Raw genomic sequence first — 18014 nt, forward strand, 5'->3', positions numbered from 1 at the left:
CGCCGATCGCGCTTTGCGCGGCGTGACTTAGAATCCCTCTCTCACAGGCAGTCTGGCGCGCTCAGATCATGCGTCCTCCGCGTCATTGTCCGTGGAAGGGAAAGCCTCGTACTGGCCGGGAAGGTCAAGGTGGACAGGTGATTGTCGCAAGAGGGCGCGGGCCTTTGCCGGGTCACCCGTCAGCCTGCATGTGTGTGCGCGTGACAGCGCATAATAGGCCCGTACATAAGGATCGACCTCGAAGAGCGCCGGCGAACTGAGAACCGAGGCAAACCCCGTATCCGGTGTCCGCCAGCGGGGTCCATATGTCTCGGTGAGGTAGCGCTCCGGATCGTCCGGGATGGGCCATTGCCGTCCCTGAAAATCAGCGGCCCTGACATTGAAGGATGTGAACCGCCAGGCCACGTCTCCGGCAAGCCGGCCGAGCCCGCACTGAAGGCCGCCATCGCACGGCTCATAGAGGAATATGTCGACGGCAATGGCCTGGAACGTCAGGGCGAAATAGCGGTCGCCCGGACGGGCCCGTCGATCAAGCAGGAGGCCTGAGTGTTCGCGGATGACGCGGGCGAGGTCCGGCCCGCCACTCTCGTCGGCAAGGACGCCGACATCGATATCCCTGTCGTGGACCAGCGGCGCGCCGCTGCGGTGGACTCCCAGCAATGTTCCGGCCGCCAGAAAATATCGGAGGCCTGCGGCGTCTAGAATCTCCGCGATCCCGCAAAGGGCGCGCGCCGCCGCGTCGGGGCTGAACGGCGGCGGCAATGGGCTGCCGGAAAAGTCATGCTGCCCGAGAGACAGTGCAGACCGCTTGTGCTTGAGCGCCGCGTGATAGTTACCGGTCTCGTAGAAGGCACGGGCCAGCTGGTCATGAGCTGCCCACGCGTCCTCGAACTTCGCGGCATTGCGGCGAATGAAAGCGACCGCTTCGTGGCCGCGCCGGGCGTCGAGCAGGGCCTTTGCGCAGTCTGCAAAATTACGCGGACGGTTTTGCCCGCTGCCGCATAGGCGCAGGCGCGCATCAGCCGCGCACTGGATTGCGCCAATCCGCTCATCCTCATCCGGTGTGATGTCGGCAAGGGATCCCCATGACTGCCAGGCATCGGGATGGCAGTCGACGCTCTGGCGAAAGGCGGCGAGGGCCGCTGGCCGGTCCATGAGGGCATGCAGGGCCAGACCGCGTCCGTGGAGGGCGCGCCCATCGACCGGATTGAGGGAAAGAAGCTGATCGAACCACGCCAAAGCCAGGTCTGGCGCGCCGGTGCGCAGGAAGGCCGCGCCGAGCGATTGCTGGACAGGGGCGTGCCCGGGGCGAAGGCGGTTCGCCGCCAGTAAAGGGGGCAGGGCGGCCTCAGATCGCCCGGCCGCAAGGCATTTCTGACCCGCCCGCAGGTAATACTGCCAGGACCCGGGCGGGTATTGATCGGCCGGCAAGGATTGGGAGATGCCGGACTTCATGGGAGGTCTTCCGGGCCAAGCCATGAATGGGAGGCGCGCATCCTGCGGCATGGGAATGCCGATTCAGCTGCCTCGCGTCGCACCTCGTACCGCCAGCATTCACGGGACAATTCCGGATCATGGAGTCTTGCAGGGAACACTCTGTCCTCTCGTGCCGAATGGGGGCGCAATCGTATTCGGATGCGGAGGCGTGACGCGATCGGACCAAGCGCCGAGCTCCGGGAATCCTGCGTTCAGGCTCTCGCGTCACCCCGCGTCCATTCCCGTGGACGCGCAAAAAACATGTACTTTTGAATACACACACGTTAAACCATAAGTAGGAATAAAATGCAACATTAAAGAGGATTCTGAAGGCAGTGCGGGCAAGCCATACCCATGGCCCGGGACGTGCCGGAAGGGTCAGTCAGAAGCGGTTTCCCGAACAGGAAAGATGTCCATGCATGATTATAACGGGTCTGCCGTGCTCCATGCCATCCGCCTGATTTCGGCGACCGCGACGAGTGCCGAGACGATCGAAGCCCTTGCCGTCTTCATTGAAGCCTATGGCTTCGAGAAAATATTCCTCGGCCAGCTCGTCAATCCGGTGAATGTTCCGCTGAAGGACATACTTTACCTCTCCAACTGGCCTGAGGAACTCAAGGCGGCCAGGCGTACCAGGGCTGCCATCCTTCACGATCCGATTGCCTTCTGCGCCGTGAGATCGAAACGGCCTTTCAGCTGGGCCGAAGCGCGCGCCCATGCCACGCGGGCTGGCCGGCGCACCGTCGACATGGTGCATGATTTCGGCATCACCCATGGCATGATGTTTCCCATGCATGCCCTCGAGAGCGTATCGGGTGGTGTCTCGCTGGGCGGCGGCGTCAAGCCTGACCTGTCACCGACCGAGATCGCGGAACTCGAAATCGTCTGCCAGGTCGCCTACTATCATCTCGAAACGATGCTGGGACCGTTTCCCTATCAGAAGGTTGCCGAACTCACGCCTCGCGAGACCGAATGCGTCCAGTTCGCCGCCGCCGGCAAGTCCAATTGGGAGATTGCCCATATCCTGGGCATCCAGGAGGACACGGTCAAAAAGACATTGCGCCGGGCAAGGGACAAGCTTGATGCCGTGAACCGGGCGCATCTGGTCGCAAGCGCCATCGCCCGCCACCAGATTCTGCCCTGACCAGTCCCCTAAAGGGGACATTACCCGCACGCGCATCCGCGACATGCTCCTCATGCCCAAGGAGGAGTAGAGCGCATGTTCAAGATCATCACACCGGACAACTGCCATCAGCATTCAGACCTCATCGATGAGATGCACAAGATGCGCTACCGCATCGTGGTCGGCGAATGGGGGTGGGACATACCGGGCATCGAACCGGGCTATGACAAGGACCAGTTCGATACCGCCGACACGGTCTATGTCATCGCGTTGACCGCCGCAGGCGAGCTTGTCGGCACGTCGCGTCTCAACCCGACCGTCGGGCCGCATATGCTGAGCGAACTCTTTGCCGACTATTGCGATCTCCAGCCCTATCCGGTCGGCCGCGATGTCTGGGAGTGTTCCCGGTTCGTGACGGACCGGTCCCTGGCAACTGATCCGGTCGACGCTTTCCGCGTCCGGTGCCGGGTCGGTCTTGGCCTCACAGCCTACTGCCTCGACAATCACATATCCCGGCTCAGCTGGCTGACGCACCAGAAATTCTTCAACCTGGTCCAGCGGGTCTGGCAAACCGAGCCCCTCGGTCTTCCAAAGCGGGACGGTGACAATTGGGCCTGGATACCTGCCGTGTCGACCATCGACGAGGCGACGTTCGACCGCCAGCTTGACCGCTATCGCAATGCCGAAGCGATCGTCGCGGCAAATGGTGCGGCACGGTCAGAGGCCCGGCGGGGCAAGGTCGCATGAGCCGCAGCGTGCGCGACAGGATAAGCGACGCCGAGCAGTCGGCTTTCGACCGGGATGGTGTCATTTGCCTGAGGAATGTCCTGACCATGGACGAGGTGGATCACCTGCGACACGCCGTTGCAGGACAGATGAGCCGGCTCGGCCACTCGCCGACAGGCTATGATTTCGAAGCGCTTGCAGGCCAGGTCTGGGACCAGGGCCGGAGCGTCGATACCGGCGAGGCGGACCGTTTCGACATGCAGGCCATGAAGGCGCTCATCAGGTCCGACGCCGCGGCCCGACCACTGCTGGAGGCGGACCCGTCAGCCGAGACCGGCCTCTTCTTCTATGATGTTGCAGCCTGGAGGCATGATCGCGGGGTCCGGAAGGTCGCCTTCGACTCGGCCCTCCCGCAAATTGCCGCCAGCCTGCTCGATGCGCGCTACCTGAATTTCTGGGAAGACACGACATTTGTGAAGGCGCCCCATACGCGCCAGAAGACAGCCTTTCACCAGGATCTCGCCTATTTCCAGATCGAGGGCGACCAATGCGTGATCGTCTGGATCCCGCTTGACGCTGCAAGCCTGGACAATGGCGTCACCCAATATGTCAGAGGCTCGCACAAGTGGGGCCAGGTCTTCGCACCGAACGTGTTCGTGTCCCAGACACCTTTCCAATCATCTCCTGAAGGTCGCTGTCCCGACATAGAATTAGCGCCGGAGGACTATGACATCGTCTCCGTCGCGGTGGAGCCCGGGGATGTCATCATCCATCATGTGATGACGGTCCACGGCGCCGGCGGCAACAGGTCCGATACCTGGCGCCGTGCGGTATCGTTTCGCTATTGCGGAGACCAGGTCCGGTACCTGGACCGGAAAGGCGCGATCGCCCAGGTCGGGGTCACGCATGATCTCAGCGATGGCGACCGGCTCTTTTCGGCTGACTATCCCATTGTCTGGCCCAAACCCTGGCCCGGATTCTGTCTCGCCGAGGCGTTTGACGTCCTGGACGGCGACCGGACCGGCAAGGCGTGAGGGGCAGGGTGCCTCCTGGACAAGTCTCCGGACCAGCGATCAGCTCAGGCAGAAGGTGCGCCTGTTCCTGCCCGCTCGGGAGCAGCTTTTTTGTCTCGCCGTACCCGGAAGGACGTGTATTCTGCGACTGGAGGCAGCATTCAGGCCTGGTCTGAATGACATCTGGTCTGCGTCCAGAAGGTCCGGGGAAAGCATTTGAAGACGCCCAAGCCAACAGGAAGAGCAGCCCGGGTCGTGACCGATGTCGACCGCCTTGTGGGCGAGAATGTGCGCCGGTTCAGGAATGCCCGGGGAATGACGCTCGCCGAGCTCAGTCTCGGGCTCGGCATCAGTCATCAGCAACTCCAGAAGTACGAGACGGGCATGAACCGTCTGAGTGCCGGCATCCTTATGGATGTGTCGAAATTGCTGGATGTTTCCCTGACCGAGCTGTTCGAGACGGGTGTCACCAAACAGGATCGCTCCCGCTCTGCGGCCGACACATCCCGGCGGATGTGCCAGGCCATTGTGAACCAGACAGAGTCCCCGGCAAAACTCGAACTGATGGCCCGGATTCTCAAAGTCATTCGCGACAGCCCCTGAAATGATGAGGCGCGATCTCGAAATAGATGGTTTCAGCCGGGCGCGTGCCGCTGATGTGCTGAATAATGTCCAACGCTCGAGGGTTCTGCGAAGTACGGGTATCCCAGTCCAAAGTTCGACACCTGGCCGGGCCTAATCTTGTTCGCCAAACCCGGGCACCGGTCGTGCATCCGCCTCAGCAGGTGTCGTCGCTTCACCATTTGCGCGGATGTCGTCCAGCAGCCATTTCATTTCCCTGATCTCACGACGCTGGGCTTCGATGATGCTATCGGCCAGTTCGCGAACACGCCTATCGTCGATATTGGCGCGCTCACTGGTGAGGATCGCGATCGAGTGGTGGGGGATCATGGCGCTCATCCAGGATTCGTCCCCAATGGTCGCCTGGCTCCGGACCAGGAACAATGCGAGGATGAACACCGCCGCGCTTGTGGCGAAGATGCCGATATTCGCACGCCGGTTCTTGTACATCCCAAGCATGAAGGCGAGCATGATAGCCGCCATTGCCGCGCCCATGAGGAAGGCCATGTAAAAACGGGTCTCGCTCCAGAAAACGTGTCCCCATTCGTATGTATTGAGATACATGAGGCCCAGCATCACGACTGTTGATGTTGCGATCATGGCGCCGAATTTTGTGTAATTATTCATTCGCTTTTCTTCTCCCGGAGTTTACGTGTGGGGCCATGCTGGCCAAACGCCTGTGCGCTCTGGGGGTTCCCTGCGGTTCCCGACACAGGTGAGCAGGACACCTTGCCTTCAGTTCTGCCAGGCCTTTGGCTTGGACGTGACCGGGGCAGAGATTGAATCACTTGAAGGTCAGACGGTCTTGAGTGTTCGTTGCTTCGACCGACTATGGGACCGGGAGGGCCTCTTCCACCGGCAGCCTAGCTGACAATCAACGAGGTGATCGAGATATCGGCGGATACATGCGGCACAGTATTTGTCGATACGACTCGTGACGATACCGCCTTGAGGGCTTCATACGCATCACCGGCAAACAGTGCATGGACCACGACGCAGACGGGTTTGGGAAAGCCTGTCGTTTCGAAATGGCGTGCTGCTTCAATCATGGTGCGGCCCGACGAAGCGATGTCGTCGACCAGAACAGGTTGGTAGCCGGTCCGGTTCTCGAGACCCGGTGCCGTGACTTCGACATTTCGGTCACCGTGGCGGATTTTCGAAAGCACAAGGTGAGGCGCGCCAATCCGTCCGGCAACATCGGAGACCCATTGCGCGCTTTCAGAGTCAGGCCCGATGATGAGTGGGTTTTCGACATGTGTCGTGATCCAGTCGGCGAGCGCTGGAGCGGCGTGCACGACTTTCGTCTTGATCGAAAAAACCTCGTCCAGATCATGAATGCGGTGCAAATGCGGGTCGACTGTCACAACGCGGTCGAACGCCCCGGACAGCAGTCTTGCAAAGTGCCGCGAGGAAACCGATTCACCATCAGAGAATCGCTTGTCCTGGCGCATGTAGGCGAGATAGGGCGCAATCAGCCCGACTGACGTTGCGCCAAGTTCGCGTGCTGTATAGGCCGCGAACAGGAGTCCCGGCAATTGTGGATCGGGGTGGGCCAGTGTGCAGACCAGTTCTACGGATTTACCCGCCATTTCCGAGGCAATGCGGACATAGGTCTCCTGATCTGGAAACCGGCGCAATTCCAGCGCACCGAGCGCGCTGTTCGTGATCTCGGCGAGTTGCGCAGCCATCGCCTCGTTTCCGGGAAGCGGAATGTAAATCGTCATGGATCAGTTCTCGATGGTGAACATGTCGGCGTTGGAGATGGCATAGGCCATCGCATAAGCGATCTCTCCTGGCGCCTCTGCATGGATCGTCACAACCGGCTCGCCGAATGCAACCTCGTCGCCAAGGCGTTTGTGGAGTATCAGCCCTGCCGCTGGCCGTGCCGGAGCTCCGGCAAGTTTGGCGAGCCGAGACAGTTTGCGATTGTCAATCGCCGACAATCTGCCGGCTCGGATTGCCGTGACGGGTACTGTTTGTTGTGCTCTGGGCGGTTCGCGCATGCCGCCCTGAGCAGCGCAGATTGCCTGAAATTTCGTCCAGGCAGAGCCGCTGTCCAGTGCCTCGCGGGCGAGCGCAACGCCTGTTCCTGGTACAGCCGTGCCAGCGAGTTCCAGGGCTGTGCCGGCGAGTGATATTGCGCGTTCGCGAAGATCGGGCGGTGCATTCTGGCTCCTTTGCAGGACATGCAGCACGTCCCGGGCTTCGAGCGCAGGTCCGATGCCCCGGCCAACCGGTTGGAGTCCATCGCTGAATACACACCTGGTCTTCAGGCCAAATTCGCCTGCAACGATCGTCATGTGCTGGGCAAGCGCCCGGGCATCAGACTGACTGCGCAGCTTTGCTGTCGGCCCGACGGGAAGATCCAGAACCACATGGGTTGCACCGGCGGCGATCTTCTTTGACAGGACTGATGCGATGAGCTGGCCTTCCGCGTCAATGTTGAGGGCGCGTTCGATGCGGATCAGAATGTCATCGGCCGGGCTGAGCCGCACGGCGCCGCCCCAGGCCAGGCATCCGCCCTCCGCATCGACCACCCGCCTGATCTCAGACAGCGAGAGGTCGACGGGTGTGAGCGTTTCCATCGTGTCCGCCGTCCCGGCAGGCGACGTGATTGCACGCGAAGACGTCTTCGGAATGATCAGGCCAAGGCTGGCCAGGATAGCGACAATGATGGGCGTTGTGCGGTTGCCAGGCAGGCCGCCAATGCAATGCTTGTCCAGGACCATCTCCCGGTCCCAGTCGAGCTGCTCGCCCACCTTGACCATGGCTCCGGTCAGGGATGTCATCTCGTGAATATCGAGAGGCAGGGTCGAGCAGGTCGAGACAAAGGCGGCCAGATGCACATCAGAATACAATCCTGCTGCGACATCAGTGATGATGCGGTCAAAGGCATCGCCTGGAAGGCGCTTGCCCGTCATGCGCTGGCGGACATCGGAGAGCGAGGGTAGCGTCGGGGCATGGCTGACTTTGAGGGCCGAGCCCGGCTCCGCGCCGAGCCGTTTCCAGGCCGCTTCTGAGAGTCCCGCTTCGGTAAGGGCGAGCCACTCATCTTCAATCTGGTGCAAGGTCGCGATCACTTCCGTCTCGCCACAACCAACCAGCACGCGCGAGCGCGAGGTCAGGCCTTCTGAGCGGCAAACCGGGCAGTCGGTCCGCATCAGGATAATCGCATCATCCTGGGTATGCCATTTGAGTCGCCGGGCGGTCAGTTGACCGGGGTGTTGTGAGCGGTTGTCGCGCCCCATCACATGTTTCCACCCAGATCATAGGTTTTCTCGCTCTCGACGACGTCGCTGCGCCAACCAAGCTCATCCTGCATGCGCGCGCTCAGCGCATCTGACGCGTCCGGTTCGCCGTGAACAACAAAGGCGCGTGTCGGGCGCGTTTCAAACCCATCAAGCCAGGTCATCAGTTCATCCGCGTCAGCATGGGCTGACAGGGCGGGCAGATTGGCGATCTCCGCGCCGATATGAACATCGTGGCCGAACATTTTGACCGTGTTCGCACCTTTGAGAATCCTGTCGCCGCGCGTGCCGGCGGCCTGATATCCGGCAAACAGGATCGTGTTCTTCCGGTCTCCGCCGAAGGCCTGAATATGGTGCAGCACGCGTCCTCCCGTCACCATCCCGCTTGCCGCGATCACGACTTTTGGCATCTGGTCCTGGGTGATCGCCTTGGACGCTTCGACATCTCGGGCATATGTCGCGATCGAACAGGTTTCTTTGCAAACCTGCGGTGCAAATCTGTGGTCTTCGAGATGCGCGCAGAGCAGTTCTGTCGCGTTGATCGCCATCGGACTGTCCAGATAGATTGCAACATTCTGGAACTGACCCGCCTTTTTGAGCATCCAGATGTGGTAGAGGATAAGCTGGGTGCGCCCGACGGCGAAAGCCGGAATAATAATCGTGCCACCGCGTCTGACTGTACGATCGATCACTTCGCCCAATTGTTCCATGGGATCGACCTTTGGGTGGGTGCGATCACCATAGGTTGACTCCACGACGACATAGTCAGCTTTTCGCACGGGCTCGGGATCGAACATGAATGGATCGCCGTAGCGTCCGAGGTCCCCGGAAAAGACGATGGTTTTGCCGCCCCAGCGCACCTCGACTGTTGATGCACCGAGAATATGGCCGGCCCGCCGCAAATGGATATCGGCACCGATGGCGAGATGAATGTCCTGATGAAACTCTATCGGCGTGAGCAGCTCTATGGCCGCCTCGGCGTCGGCGATCGTATATAGCGGTTTGGCTGGCGTGTGCCGGGTGTAGCGGTAACGGTTGGCGCGCTCGGCGTCGCGCTCTGAAATATAGGCGCTATCACGTAGCAGGATTCCGCAAAGGTCCTTGGTCGCGCTCGAACAGAAGACCGGTCCACGATAACCTTCCCGGACCAGTTTCGGCAGGTATCCGCTATGATCAATATGAGCGTGGGTGAGTACGATCGCGTCAATCGATGCCGGATCGACTGGAAATGGCGCCCAGTTGCGTTCGCGCAAAGCCTTGTAACCCTGAAAAAGGCCGCAATCGATCAGAAGGCGCTGGCCGTTGCATTCGAGGAGATGGCGTGAACCGGTAACGGTTCCTGCGCCGCCAAGGCTGGTCAGGGTAAGGGTCATAGTGCGGTCTCCTCGCGGTGAATGGGTTTTGCATGTGTCAGCACAGACGGGTTGCCGGAGCCTTCAATGGCCCGGCGCTCATCTGCAGACAGAAGGTCTGAGGGTAATTCTTTCAGAACGGTGATGGCAGCATCAACGGCGTGAGCCCAGGTGCAGTGATTGGCGAATAGCATGCCATGCACATCCAGAGTCCCGCCGCGCGAGATATAGCCCAGCGCGCGCATTTGATCCGGACCGCCGTCGATTCGCCGGAGGATGCCGGTCATCGGCTCCGGCCTGGTATGGGTCAGTAGCACGCGCGGCAGTCCGACCGGAAACAGGGTGTGAAGCGTTTCGTCCGTTGCCGTGAAAGCGCGTTCCAGCGGGTCGCGCCCGGCGCGAAACTTGCCAGGCTCCAGGATAAGGGTGACGCAGCATGGCAGGCCGCGATCGGTCAGGCGCCGATGTGCGGCGAGGGCTTCCTGCGCCTGATAGGCGCCGATCGCGACCAGCTGGACACGCGCCGCTGTGACATCTCCGGCAATGTGAATTGCCCCGATATCCAGGGCAGCTGCAGCTTCTTCCTGAGACAGGATATCCGGGACATCTCGTTTCGGTGTCACGAGACAGGCGATTTCGCCATGTCCGCGATAGACGACGCGCAGGGCCTGCGCAGCGCTGCTTGCGTCGACCGGAAAGATCACACGGGCAGTCTCCGACATTTCACCAAGCAAGGCTTCGGGCAGGGTCGGATCCTGATGGGATTGCTCATTCTTGGCATTCTCCCAGGTATGCGAGGTTGCAATCAGCGGGACGCTGATCCAGCCCGGAGACTGACCAAGCTCTTTCTGGTGGCGGGCAAAGATGATCTCCTGGCGCAGCGCGCCCAGCATCTTCATCGCAAAGGCTTCATAGCTGACGGCAAGATTGAGCCCGCCCTTGTTTCCCAAGACCGCTGCAATTACCGCCTCTTCATTCAGGGCCGTAATGACACTGCCATTGACAGCCTCCGGCGTGCCAGGCTCTGGCGCGTTGACCCTGTGCTTCAGCATTTCAAGCGTTAGCGGCATATGATTTGATCGCAGCTCATCCGGGTTTGCAACGCGGACCCGCAAGCGTGGATTGGCGCGGACAATATCAGTGAAACAGCGGTCGATTGCGTCCATGGCGCAATTCGGGGCTGGGCTGCGCTCTGAAACCGCTGCAGGCGCGGGCAGGTCCGGGCTGGCTACATTGCGAACAGCAAGCGCGTTGTGGCTTTCAAGGGGACGGTTTTGCGCTGTGTGGACACTCAGGGTCCGGACAGCATCATCCAGGACTTCCGGCAGGGTGAAGAGTGTCCGCGCGCCTGCGTTGAAAGTCTCTCGTGCCGAAGCGTTCTCGTGTGGATGACCGTCGAGCGGAAGATTGTGCGCCCTGTTGCTGCCAGCCCCGGGAAAACCAAATCCTTTGATGCAAGGCGCGATCAGATAGGGCAGTCGCGCAGGGTAGGGGCCGTCGGTTTCGACCAGTTTTGCGAGCCGCGCCTCAGCCTCCAAAATGCCCCAGGCGTAAGACAGTGGATCATGGCCATCCACGATGATTGGGTCGAACCCGCTCAGCTCAAGATGTTTGACCAGCCAATCAAGCCCGCCCTCCTGGCTGATCTCCGTGCGCTGTTCGATCCGGCGACCGTTCAGCACCATGACGGGTATGGCGAAGCCGCTGTCGCTGGCCCGCCACCAGCGCGGCGCCCAGTCGGACCCGCGCTGCTCTTCAAACGCCCCGTCGCTCAGAAAGGCGACAAGGCGCTCGCCCGGCAAAGGCATGTGGACATACTGGAGACTGGCAAAGCCAAGATACCCGCCCTCTGACAGCCCGCCGGCCGTATTCGGGTTGACGTGACTACCCAGCGGAACACCAGGGCGGCCATCAGGGGTGATCGCATAACTGTAAAAGTCGCGGGCGAGCGCGTTCAGCCCGGCTTCGCTACGATCATAGCGACCACGCTGCGTCGCTGACACGTCACCTGTCAGCGCGTTGATGGCTTCGATGGCGGCAACGCAGTGACCCTGCCCAAGGGTCCAGGCGCGCGTATGGCCACTCAGTGCATTGGCGGCGAGATAGCCTGCAAACGCAACCGCCATGTTGAGCGATCCGCCCATATGCCCTTCAGGCGTTTGCTTGAAATCCTTGGCCTCCAGCGCCGCGCCAGTGAGGTCAAAACGGCGCGCATATGACATGTGTGCGATGAGCCACATTGCCGCATTCGCGAGCCTGTCTGTTGCGGAGAATATGTCCGGCACGTCAGCGGGAGCCAGCGCCAGGTCTCCGCGCTCGGCAGCCTGCAAATACTCTGAAGCCGTTGCTGCGTCTCTCTGGTATGGACAATCACGCCATATCCGCTGGGCCAGTGTGCTGTCATGATCGCAGATATCCCCTTGCCAGTTCACGCGTCAGAAATGAGGTGAACGGTTTTGATACGGCGCGTGGCGGTCAAACCCTCAGGATCAGACTGGCGCAAAATGAGCCGTCTTCCCCGCGCCTGGACCGGCGCCTATAAGCAGGAAACGGGTTGCATCTGCAGACGCAGATCATCGCCCAGAAAGGATTCGCCATGAGGTGCGATGAGACCTGCGAACTTGACGGCGCCACCGACCTGATCGCCCTCAACCAGTCCTGCTTTTGTATGACGCTTGGCAGGGCGGAACTTGATGCAGCTATTTTGGAGCATGCCGGCAATCATGAACTCGGCGCGCTGCTGGCCGCGCGGCCAAACCTGTTCGCCGCTACCGCTGTGTTCGTCTCGCCTGCAGACCTGGCCGCAATGCAGGCCCAGGTGGCGGCAATTGAAGCGGTTGCCGCACTTGCGCCGTTTCAGGACGCGGCGCTGGCTCGGTCAAGCGACAGGATTACCGGCGTTCAGACGGGCACGCGCGGTCTGTTCATGGGGTATGATTTTCACATTTCTGAAGACGGGCCGAAGCTCATCGAGGTCAACACGAATGCGGGTGGGGCTTTCCTGGTCAACGCGCTCCAGCGTGCCGTCGCAGAACTTGCGGTAGCTTGCGGGGATGCGCGCCTCACAAGTTCAGACGCGATCGATACACTCCTGGTGGAGAGCTTCATCGCAGAATGGCAGGCGGCGGGACGAGAAGGCGGTCCGAACACAGTGGCAATTGTCGATGAGGATGCCTCTGAGCAATACCTCTATCCGGACATGTTGCTCGCCCGGGATTTATTGACGCGCAATGGTATCGAAACCCTGATCCTTGGCCCCGAGGCGCTGACTTTCGAGAATGGCGTTCTGACCTCCGGCGGCAAGACGATCGACATGGTCTATAACAGGCTCACGGATTTTGATCTGTCTGAGCCAGGTAACGCTCACTTGCGCGCCGCACTCCTGGAGGACGCGGCGATTGTCAGTCCGGCGCCCCGCCATCACGCGCTCTATGCCGACAAGCAGAACCTGATCTGGCTTAGCGATGCAGATCTGCTTGAGTCCTGGAGCGCCGATGCGGCTCATCGCGCGGCGCTCTCGAAGATTCCTGGTACACGGCGCGTCACAGAAGATGTCGCCGACGAACTCTGGACCGATCGACGCGGATATTTCTTCAAACCCGCTGCTGGCTTCGGCAGCCGGGCGACTTATCGCGGTGATAAGCTGACGAAACGGGTCTGGGCGGATATTCTGGCTGGAAACTATATTGCCCAGGCCCTGATCGCGCCGACAATGCGAGCCGTCACTGTGGCTGGCCAGCGCATAACGCTCAAATATGATGTTCGGCTATATACCTATGCCGGGGAAACTCTGCTGCTGGCCGCACGCGTTTACCAGGGACAGACGACAAATTTCCGGACGAGTGGCGGCGGATTTGCGCCAGTCTATCAGTTCTGATCATTCGCGCGTCGGATCGCTTCTTTCTTGAACTGAGCGCTGTAACGCCGGTACGGCTTGCGTTTCGTCATCTGACACCTCCAAGGGAGACGAAACTCCCGTTGCTAAGTGTCCACCAATTATGGGCAAGATCACGCGCGTCCTTGCCAATCGGCGTGGTCAGCGCCTGTTCGAACAATTCCTTTGCCCTGTGTTCATTCCCGGCACCTGACAGGAGAAGTGTCTGGGCCAGCGTGGCGGAAAAGCATTCCCGATCCAGCCGCACGGCCGTCAGCGCTTTGCGCTGGGCCTCTTTCGTGTTGCCTTCCACGGCATCGAGCACGGCCAGTGAGCCGAACGATTCCGCAAATTTGTGGTCAATATCATGCGCCCGCTCAAACCGGGCCCGGCTGGCGTCTAAGTCGCCGGACACGAAATAGGCCCAGCCGGCAGCAATCCAGCTGCCGATATGATCGTCAAACAGGCTCGCCCCCTGATCGAGATCGGCAATGTCAGGAGGGGGATATGCCAGAGCAGGCGCCTGATAGGATTCATCGCATGCCGGGAGCATGAAGTTGCAGAGCAATCTGACCGCAACCATCAGCGCAGAAAATCGGGCGAATCACGAGAAAGTAAGATTCCGCCAATCTTGACAATGCACCATGTGCGGTACATATCCCACGAAGAGGACAGGTCCGGTTGCCTGAGACAGACAAGAAAATTGAGGTCGTGTTCTACCAATCCGCAGCAGGCAGTGAGCCTGTGCGGGACTGGTTGAAGGAAGATGTCAGTGAGGATGAGCGCAAGATCATCGGAGCCGATATCAAGACTGTTGAATATAGTTGGCCCATCGGGATGCCGGTGTCCCGACCGATGGGGAGCGGCCTACATGAAGTGCGGTCCAATCTCCCCGGAAACCGCATGGCAAGGGTGCTGTTCTGTGTGGAGAACGGGCAAATGGTGTTGCTGCACGGGTTTATCAAAAAGACCCGGGCGACACAGAAAGCAGACTTGGATCTGGCTAAGACTCGCAAAAAGGAGATTGAATCATGAGTGCACAAAAGGGCAAGGCCGGTATCGGCTCCAGCTTCGATGACTTCCTGAAAGAGGAGGGCATTTATGAGGAAGCGCAGGAGGTCGCACTTCTCCGTGTATTCGCCTGGAAAATCCGCGAGGCCATGAAAGCCAAGGCGATCAGCAAGGTCGAAATGGCCAAGCGCATGAACACCAGTCGCAGCCAGCTTGACCGGATCCTTGACCCTCAGAATGACCATGTTGAATTGGCGACGCTGATGCGCGCGGCTGATGCTGTTGGTCACAAGCTGAGCCTCGATCTGGTCGCCTGAAGGGGGCATTGTCAGGGCAAACGCCTTGAGACGCGGGGCAGGGGCGCTTAGCCTCAATTCATGTCGAAAAACTCGTTCCGGTACTTCAAGACGTCGCCCGCAATCATGCAGCTCGCCGTGCTGATGCAGGCCTTGTCAAGGGAACCAATTCGGATCGTCTCTCCTGGCCCCGTCGCCCTAATTTCAGGCGAACAATGCTTCGGCAGCTACAGCGCGGAAACGAGCAGCAGGAAACAATCGGCTACGACACATTAGCAATGTCGTTTCTTTTGACAATGCCATCGCGTCTGCAAGAAAATAGTCTGCCCCATTGAAGTGGTCCGGTTTTTCGGAAGCAGGTCGCAATTTCGACGCACCCACACTTCGTGATACGAACGCATTGAGGAGTCTCAAGATGATCTTTGTACGCCAACTTGTCCTTGCAATACTGGTTTCATTCGGGCTGTCGCTCTTCTTCTGGCTGGGGCTTGGCGTGTTCAGCCTGCCCGGTTTTCTTGTGGTAAGCAGCGTGTGCGCTCTGGTCGGCGCGGCGGGTGGTTACGTCGCACACGGTAATTACTGGGTTACGGCAGGCGCAACCGCCATCATTAGGGTAATTGCATATTTGACGGCCACAGGTGGCTTCACAGGAGCAAACTGAGGGAACTCAACTATTGTCGCTACTGAGCAGACGACTCACGGACCGATTTGACGGCCGCTTGCAGCGTTGCCCGATCAACTGCTCCTGGGATAAGATACGGGCCGATCAAAATGCCAGGTGTGCCGTTCAAGCCGAGCAAAGCCGCTTGCAGGCTATTCTTCGCAAGTAGCGCGTTTATCTCTGGTTCATGTGCTTCCACATCTGACTGAAGTCTAAACCAGTCCACGCCTGCTTTGACAGCTACATTTTGGATTTTGTCCGGCGTTAGTTTACCGGGAATCGACATAAGCGCTCTGTTCATTTCCTCATGCTTGCCCTGGAAGGTTGAAGCAATGGCAAGACGCGCCGCTTCCCTAGACCCTTCACCGAACAAGGGCCAGTCCCGGTAAACAACGCGCACGGCAGAATCACTGTCAATCAAACTCTGTATTTCCGGATGAATCTTTCGGCAGTATGGACATTGATAGTCGGAAAAGACAACAACAGTGACGTTGTAGGTATCCGCGTTGGCCATGGGGGCGAGTGTGTCATTCTCGATATCGGCACGAAGTTTGGCAAAATCCTCCTCTGACAGATTTCCGGCGATGCTTTGCGACGATTGCGCAAGCGCTGGGCCTGGCGCGCTGAACATGATCAGTGCAATGCCGAGCAGTGAAGCTCTGAGGGTCTGTCTGATCGTCATGGGGCCTCTATCCTCTTTACCAAACGCGGGCAGCAGTATTCATGGAAAGGCAACGCGGTAACGGCAGCCTTTCAATGAATATTAAGGCGGCGTCGCAAATTGTGGAATGACTTTCGCTCGAATACCGATCACGATTGTTTCAAAATATGTGACTGAACAATTGGTGCGCCTACTGTCTGCCAGGAATTTATGGAGTCGAGATAAACGTCGGCATCTTCAACTCCGTTCTTCAGCTGGCATTGTCAGCGGAAACTGAATTGGCATAAGGGGGAGCCAGTTGTTTCCTGCCGCTCGCTTTCACACTGTAGTTGCATTGTGCTAGTTCGCCTGAAATCAGGGTGCAGAAGCCGTAAAAGGCAGTTTGATTTCGTTCCTTTGACCATACCGCGATGACGTCGTGCCAATTCTCCGGTGCCATGTCGGTTATCGGTCCTACGTCGCCGATAATGCCGGTATTGTTGAATTCGACATCGAGTCCGCCGAATGCGCACTCCGCCAGGTCGACAAGGCGCTTTGCATACTCTGCTTCCTTCACGTTCCCGACAAGTGCGGTGGCCTCGCCGCCGGTCTCGTGAATTTCATCAGCAATCCTGCCCAAAAGCTCCCGCGGTGAGCACCAAGCACCATCTTCGCGCCTTCTCTGGCAAATAGGAGTGCGGCAGCTTTGCCAATGCCGCTGATGGCACCCGCGATGATTGCGACCTTGTCCTTCAATTGCATTCGATATCTCATGACGATGCGTTCCGGTGGCCATGTAGCGATCAGCCCATTCGGTCATCCACTCGATTCCCACGCCTCATGATCTGGCGTCCAATTTTCCCTGTAGGAAGCTGGCCGGCTCGACGTGCGCGGCTGCGATGCGCGCACTGCGACGCGACCGACCAGCGCATCGAACCGTGATTAGCCAATGTCCACACATGATGCCACCCGAGAGAAAAAATCGCGGGTGTTTCAGGCCCGGGAAACCCGGCGCGTGAGGACGAACGCCGCCAAGGGCAGGATTGTCCATTGCAGGAGTGGGGCGAGGCCCGTTCCAAACGGCGGCACGAGCGGCATGATATCGCGATACGCCCAGCTGCCACGTACCGATACATTCTGCCATTCACTGAACACCGTATAGGCGACCCCGAACGCGGTTGTCGCCAGCGCCGTCGCCCAAAATCTTCGATGCGGCCATTCTCCTCGCCCGATCAGCGCATATACCAGTGCAAGTGAGGCGGCCGCGATCATGATGTCGCCGATTGTACAGTGGACTATGGCGAAGGTTTGCTCGCGAAACGAGCCCTCGAGCCAAATCTGATAGAGTGGAAACTGCGCGATTTCCCAGACGGTATTGAAACCGGCCATCAATAACATGTAAACGCCCGCTGTGCGCCATCGAGAGACCGGAACTCGAAAATTCATTGCCATGGGGTCAGGCTATCGCAGATTGAGGACTGATCCCAGCGTGTTGAACGATCATACCGGTTCAGATGTATCCAGCAGCGCGCCAATTGCAGTTTGTCTTGATGAGCCCTAGACAAGTCTGACTCTTTTTTGAGGGCTAAGCGCAGGCCGGGCGTACCACGCAATACGCAATGATACCTAACGTTTGTGATATGAGGTGAATACATGTCCAAAGATCTCGACCAATTGCTCGCTCGGCTTAAATCAGGTCCCGTTGACAGGGACCTGCGCAATGTTGAGCCTCAGGTCTGGGACCGGATAGATGCCCGCCAGAAAGGCGTGTTCGCAGAGCTGCCCGCTTCTTTTCCTGCCGGCGGCGGTTTGATGGCCGCGCCCCTGATGAGCCGAATTGGCGCGATGACCCTCGCGGTCGCTATTGGACTTTCTGTCGGTATATTGGCCGCCCCATCGGGCCCGCCAGCCTCTGGATTTGAAGTATTTTCGACGCAGGCACCGTTTGCGCCATCGGGTCTCCTGGGATAATC

The 18014-nt window shown here is 59.3% G+C and carries 18 protein-coding genes and 1 pseudogene; 9 read left to right on the forward strand and 10 right to left on the reverse strand.

From position 1 onward, the window contains the following. Nucleotides 1–66: 66 nt before the first annotated feature. The gene (locus tag HY30_RS15475) at nucleotides 67–1455 is read right to left on the reverse strand and encodes a tetratricopeptide repeat protein (protein ID WP_034742808.1); all 1389 of its coding nucleotides are present in this window, start codon (nucleotides 1453–1455) and stop codon (nucleotides 67–69) included. Nucleotides 1456–1891: 436 nt separating this feature from the next. Between HY30_RS15475 and HY30_RS20380 the strand changes: the two genes are divergently transcribed. The 4 genes from HY30_RS20380 (at nucleotide 1892) to HY30_RS19480 (ending at nucleotide 4941) form a co-directional block, all read left to right on the forward strand. Beyond that, on the forward strand, nucleotides 1892–2620 hold the full coding sequence (locus HY30_RS20380) for a helix-turn-helix transcriptional regulator (RefSeq protein WP_051615564.1): 729 nt from the start codon (nucleotides 1892–1894) through the stop codon (nucleotides 2618–2620). Nucleotides 2621–2695: 75 nt separating this feature from the next. After that, a complete protein-coding gene (locus HY30_RS19475) occupies nucleotides 2696–3346 on the forward strand; it encodes an acyl-homoserine-lactone synthase (protein ID WP_051615565.1) in 651 nt (216 codons plus the stop codon). Further along, on the forward strand, nucleotides 3343–4359 hold the full coding sequence (locus HY30_RS15490; protein ID WP_034742809.1) for a phytanoyl-CoA dioxygenase family protein: 1017 nt from the start codon (nucleotides 3343–3345) through the stop codon (nucleotides 4357–4359). The genes HY30_RS19475 and HY30_RS15490 overlap by 4 nt, the downstream gene beginning before the upstream one ends. A gap of 234 nt (nucleotides 4360–4593) precedes the next feature. Beyond that, nucleotides 4594–4941 (forward strand): helix-turn-helix domain-containing protein, encoded by a 348-nt coding sequence (locus tag HY30_RS19480; protein ID WP_051615566.1) that lies wholly within the window; start codon nucleotides 4594–4596, stop codon nucleotides 4939–4941. A 132-nt stretch (nucleotides 4942–5073) separates the two neighbouring features. Here the strand turns inward: HY30_RS19480 and HY30_RS15500 are convergent, their stop codons facing one another. The 5 genes and pseudogenes from HY30_RS15500 to HY30_RS15520 all read right to left on the reverse strand — a co-directional run bounded on the left by HY30_RS15500 (nucleotide 5074) and on the right by HY30_RS15520 (nucleotide 11963). Further along, a complete protein-coding gene (locus HY30_RS15500) occupies nucleotides 5074–5586 on the reverse strand; it encodes a DUF305 domain-containing protein (RefSeq protein ID WP_034742811.1) in 513 nt (170 codons plus the stop codon). Between the two features lie 236 nt (nucleotides 5587–5822). Beyond that, nucleotides 5823–6683 carry a ribose-phosphate pyrophosphokinase gene (locus HY30_RS15505; RefSeq protein ID WP_034742814.1) on the reverse strand — a complete coding sequence of 287 codons (861 nt, stop codon included), beginning with the start codon at nucleotides 6681–6683 and terminating at the stop codon, nucleotides 5823–5825. Nucleotides 6684–6686: 3 nt separating this feature from the next. Continuing rightward, nucleotides 6687–8207: a thymidine phosphorylase family protein gene (locus HY30_RS15510; protein ID WP_034742817.1), complete on the reverse strand. Its 1521-nt coding sequence runs from the start codon at nucleotides 8205–8207 to the stop codon at nucleotides 6687–6689. Next, nucleotides 8207–9580 (reverse strand): MBL fold metallo-hydrolase RNA specificity domain-containing protein, encoded by a 1374-nt coding sequence (locus tag HY30_RS15515; protein ID WP_034742820.1) that lies wholly within the window; start codon nucleotides 9578–9580, stop codon nucleotides 8207–8209. Before HY30_RS15515 ends, HY30_RS15510 begins: the two co-directional genes overlap by 1 nt. After that, a pseudogene (locus HY30_RS15520) lies at nucleotides 9577–11963 on the reverse strand (phosphoketolase family protein). Before HY30_RS15520 ends, HY30_RS15515 begins: the two are co-directional and overlap by 4 nt. A gap of 192 nt (nucleotides 11964–12155) precedes the next feature. On the opposite strand from HY30_RS15520, the gene HY30_RS15525 reads away from it, so the two are divergent. Continuing rightward, nucleotides 12156–13436: a hypothetical protein gene (locus HY30_RS15525; protein ID WP_034743258.1), complete on the forward strand. Its 1281-nt coding sequence runs from the start codon at nucleotides 12156–12158 to the stop codon at nucleotides 13434–13436. Between the two features lie 67 nt (nucleotides 13437–13503). Here the strand turns inward: HY30_RS15525 and HY30_RS15530 are convergent, their stop codons facing one another. Next, on the reverse strand, nucleotides 13504–13986 hold the full coding sequence (locus HY30_RS15530; RefSeq protein ID WP_034742823.1) for a tetratricopeptide repeat protein: 483 nt from the start codon (nucleotides 13984–13986) through the stop codon (nucleotides 13504–13506). A gap of 128 nt (nucleotides 13987–14114) precedes the next feature. Between HY30_RS15530 and HY30_RS15535 the strand changes: the two genes are divergently transcribed. From HY30_RS15535 to HY30_RS15550, 3 genes are all read left to right on the forward strand, one after another. Beyond that, the gene (locus tag HY30_RS15535; protein ID WP_034742826.1) at nucleotides 14115–14468 is read left to right on the forward strand and encodes a type II toxin-antitoxin system RelE/ParE family toxin; all 354 of its coding nucleotides are present in this window, start codon (nucleotides 14115–14117) and stop codon (nucleotides 14466–14468) included. After that, nucleotides 14465–14761 carry a helix-turn-helix domain-containing protein gene (locus HY30_RS15540; protein ID WP_034742829.1) on the forward strand — a complete coding sequence of 99 codons (297 nt, stop codon included), beginning with the start codon at nucleotides 14465–14467 and terminating at the stop codon, nucleotides 14759–14761. The genes HY30_RS15535 and HY30_RS15540 overlap by 4 nt, the downstream gene beginning before the upstream one ends. Nucleotides 14762–15155: 394 nt before the next feature. Next, nucleotides 15156–15401, forward strand: coding sequence for a hypothetical protein (locus HY30_RS15550; RefSeq protein ID WP_034742835.1), 246 nt, complete (start codon nucleotides 15156–15158; stop codon nucleotides 15399–15401). A 19-nt stretch (nucleotides 15402–15420) separates the two neighbouring features. On the opposite strand, the gene HY30_RS15555 is transcribed toward HY30_RS15550, so the two are convergent. From HY30_RS15555 to HY30_RS15565, 3 genes are all read right to left on the reverse strand, one after another. Then, a complete protein-coding gene (locus HY30_RS15555) occupies nucleotides 15421–16083 on the reverse strand; it encodes a DsbA family protein (RefSeq protein ID WP_034742837.1) in 663 nt (220 codons plus the stop codon). A gap of 229 nt (nucleotides 16084–16312) precedes the next feature. Next, nucleotides 16313–16861: an SDR family NAD(P)-dependent oxidoreductase gene (locus HY30_RS19840; protein ID WP_081812303.1), complete on the reverse strand. Its 549-nt coding sequence runs from the start codon at nucleotides 16859–16861 to the stop codon at nucleotides 16313–16315. Between the two features lie 173 nt (nucleotides 16862–17034). After that, nucleotides 17035–17439 carry a hypothetical protein gene (locus HY30_RS15565; RefSeq protein ID WP_162176961.1) on the reverse strand — a complete coding sequence of 135 codons (405 nt, stop codon included), beginning with the start codon at nucleotides 17437–17439 and terminating at the stop codon, nucleotides 17035–17037. A gap of 255 nt (nucleotides 17440–17694) precedes the next feature. On the opposite strand from HY30_RS15565, the gene HY30_RS20245 reads away from it, so the two are divergent. Next, nucleotides 17695–18012, forward strand: a complete 318-nt coding sequence (locus HY30_RS20245; protein WP_034742841.1) for a hypothetical protein — start codon at nucleotides 17695–17697, stop codon at nucleotides 18010–18012. Nucleotides 18013–18014 lie beyond the last annotated feature (2 nt).

Origin of the sequence: Hyphomonas chukchiensis, assembly GCF_000682695.1 — a bacterium.
Taxonomy (GTDB): Bacteria; Pseudomonadota; Alphaproteobacteria; order Caulobacterales; family Hyphomonadaceae; genus Hyphomonas; species Hyphomonas chukchiensis.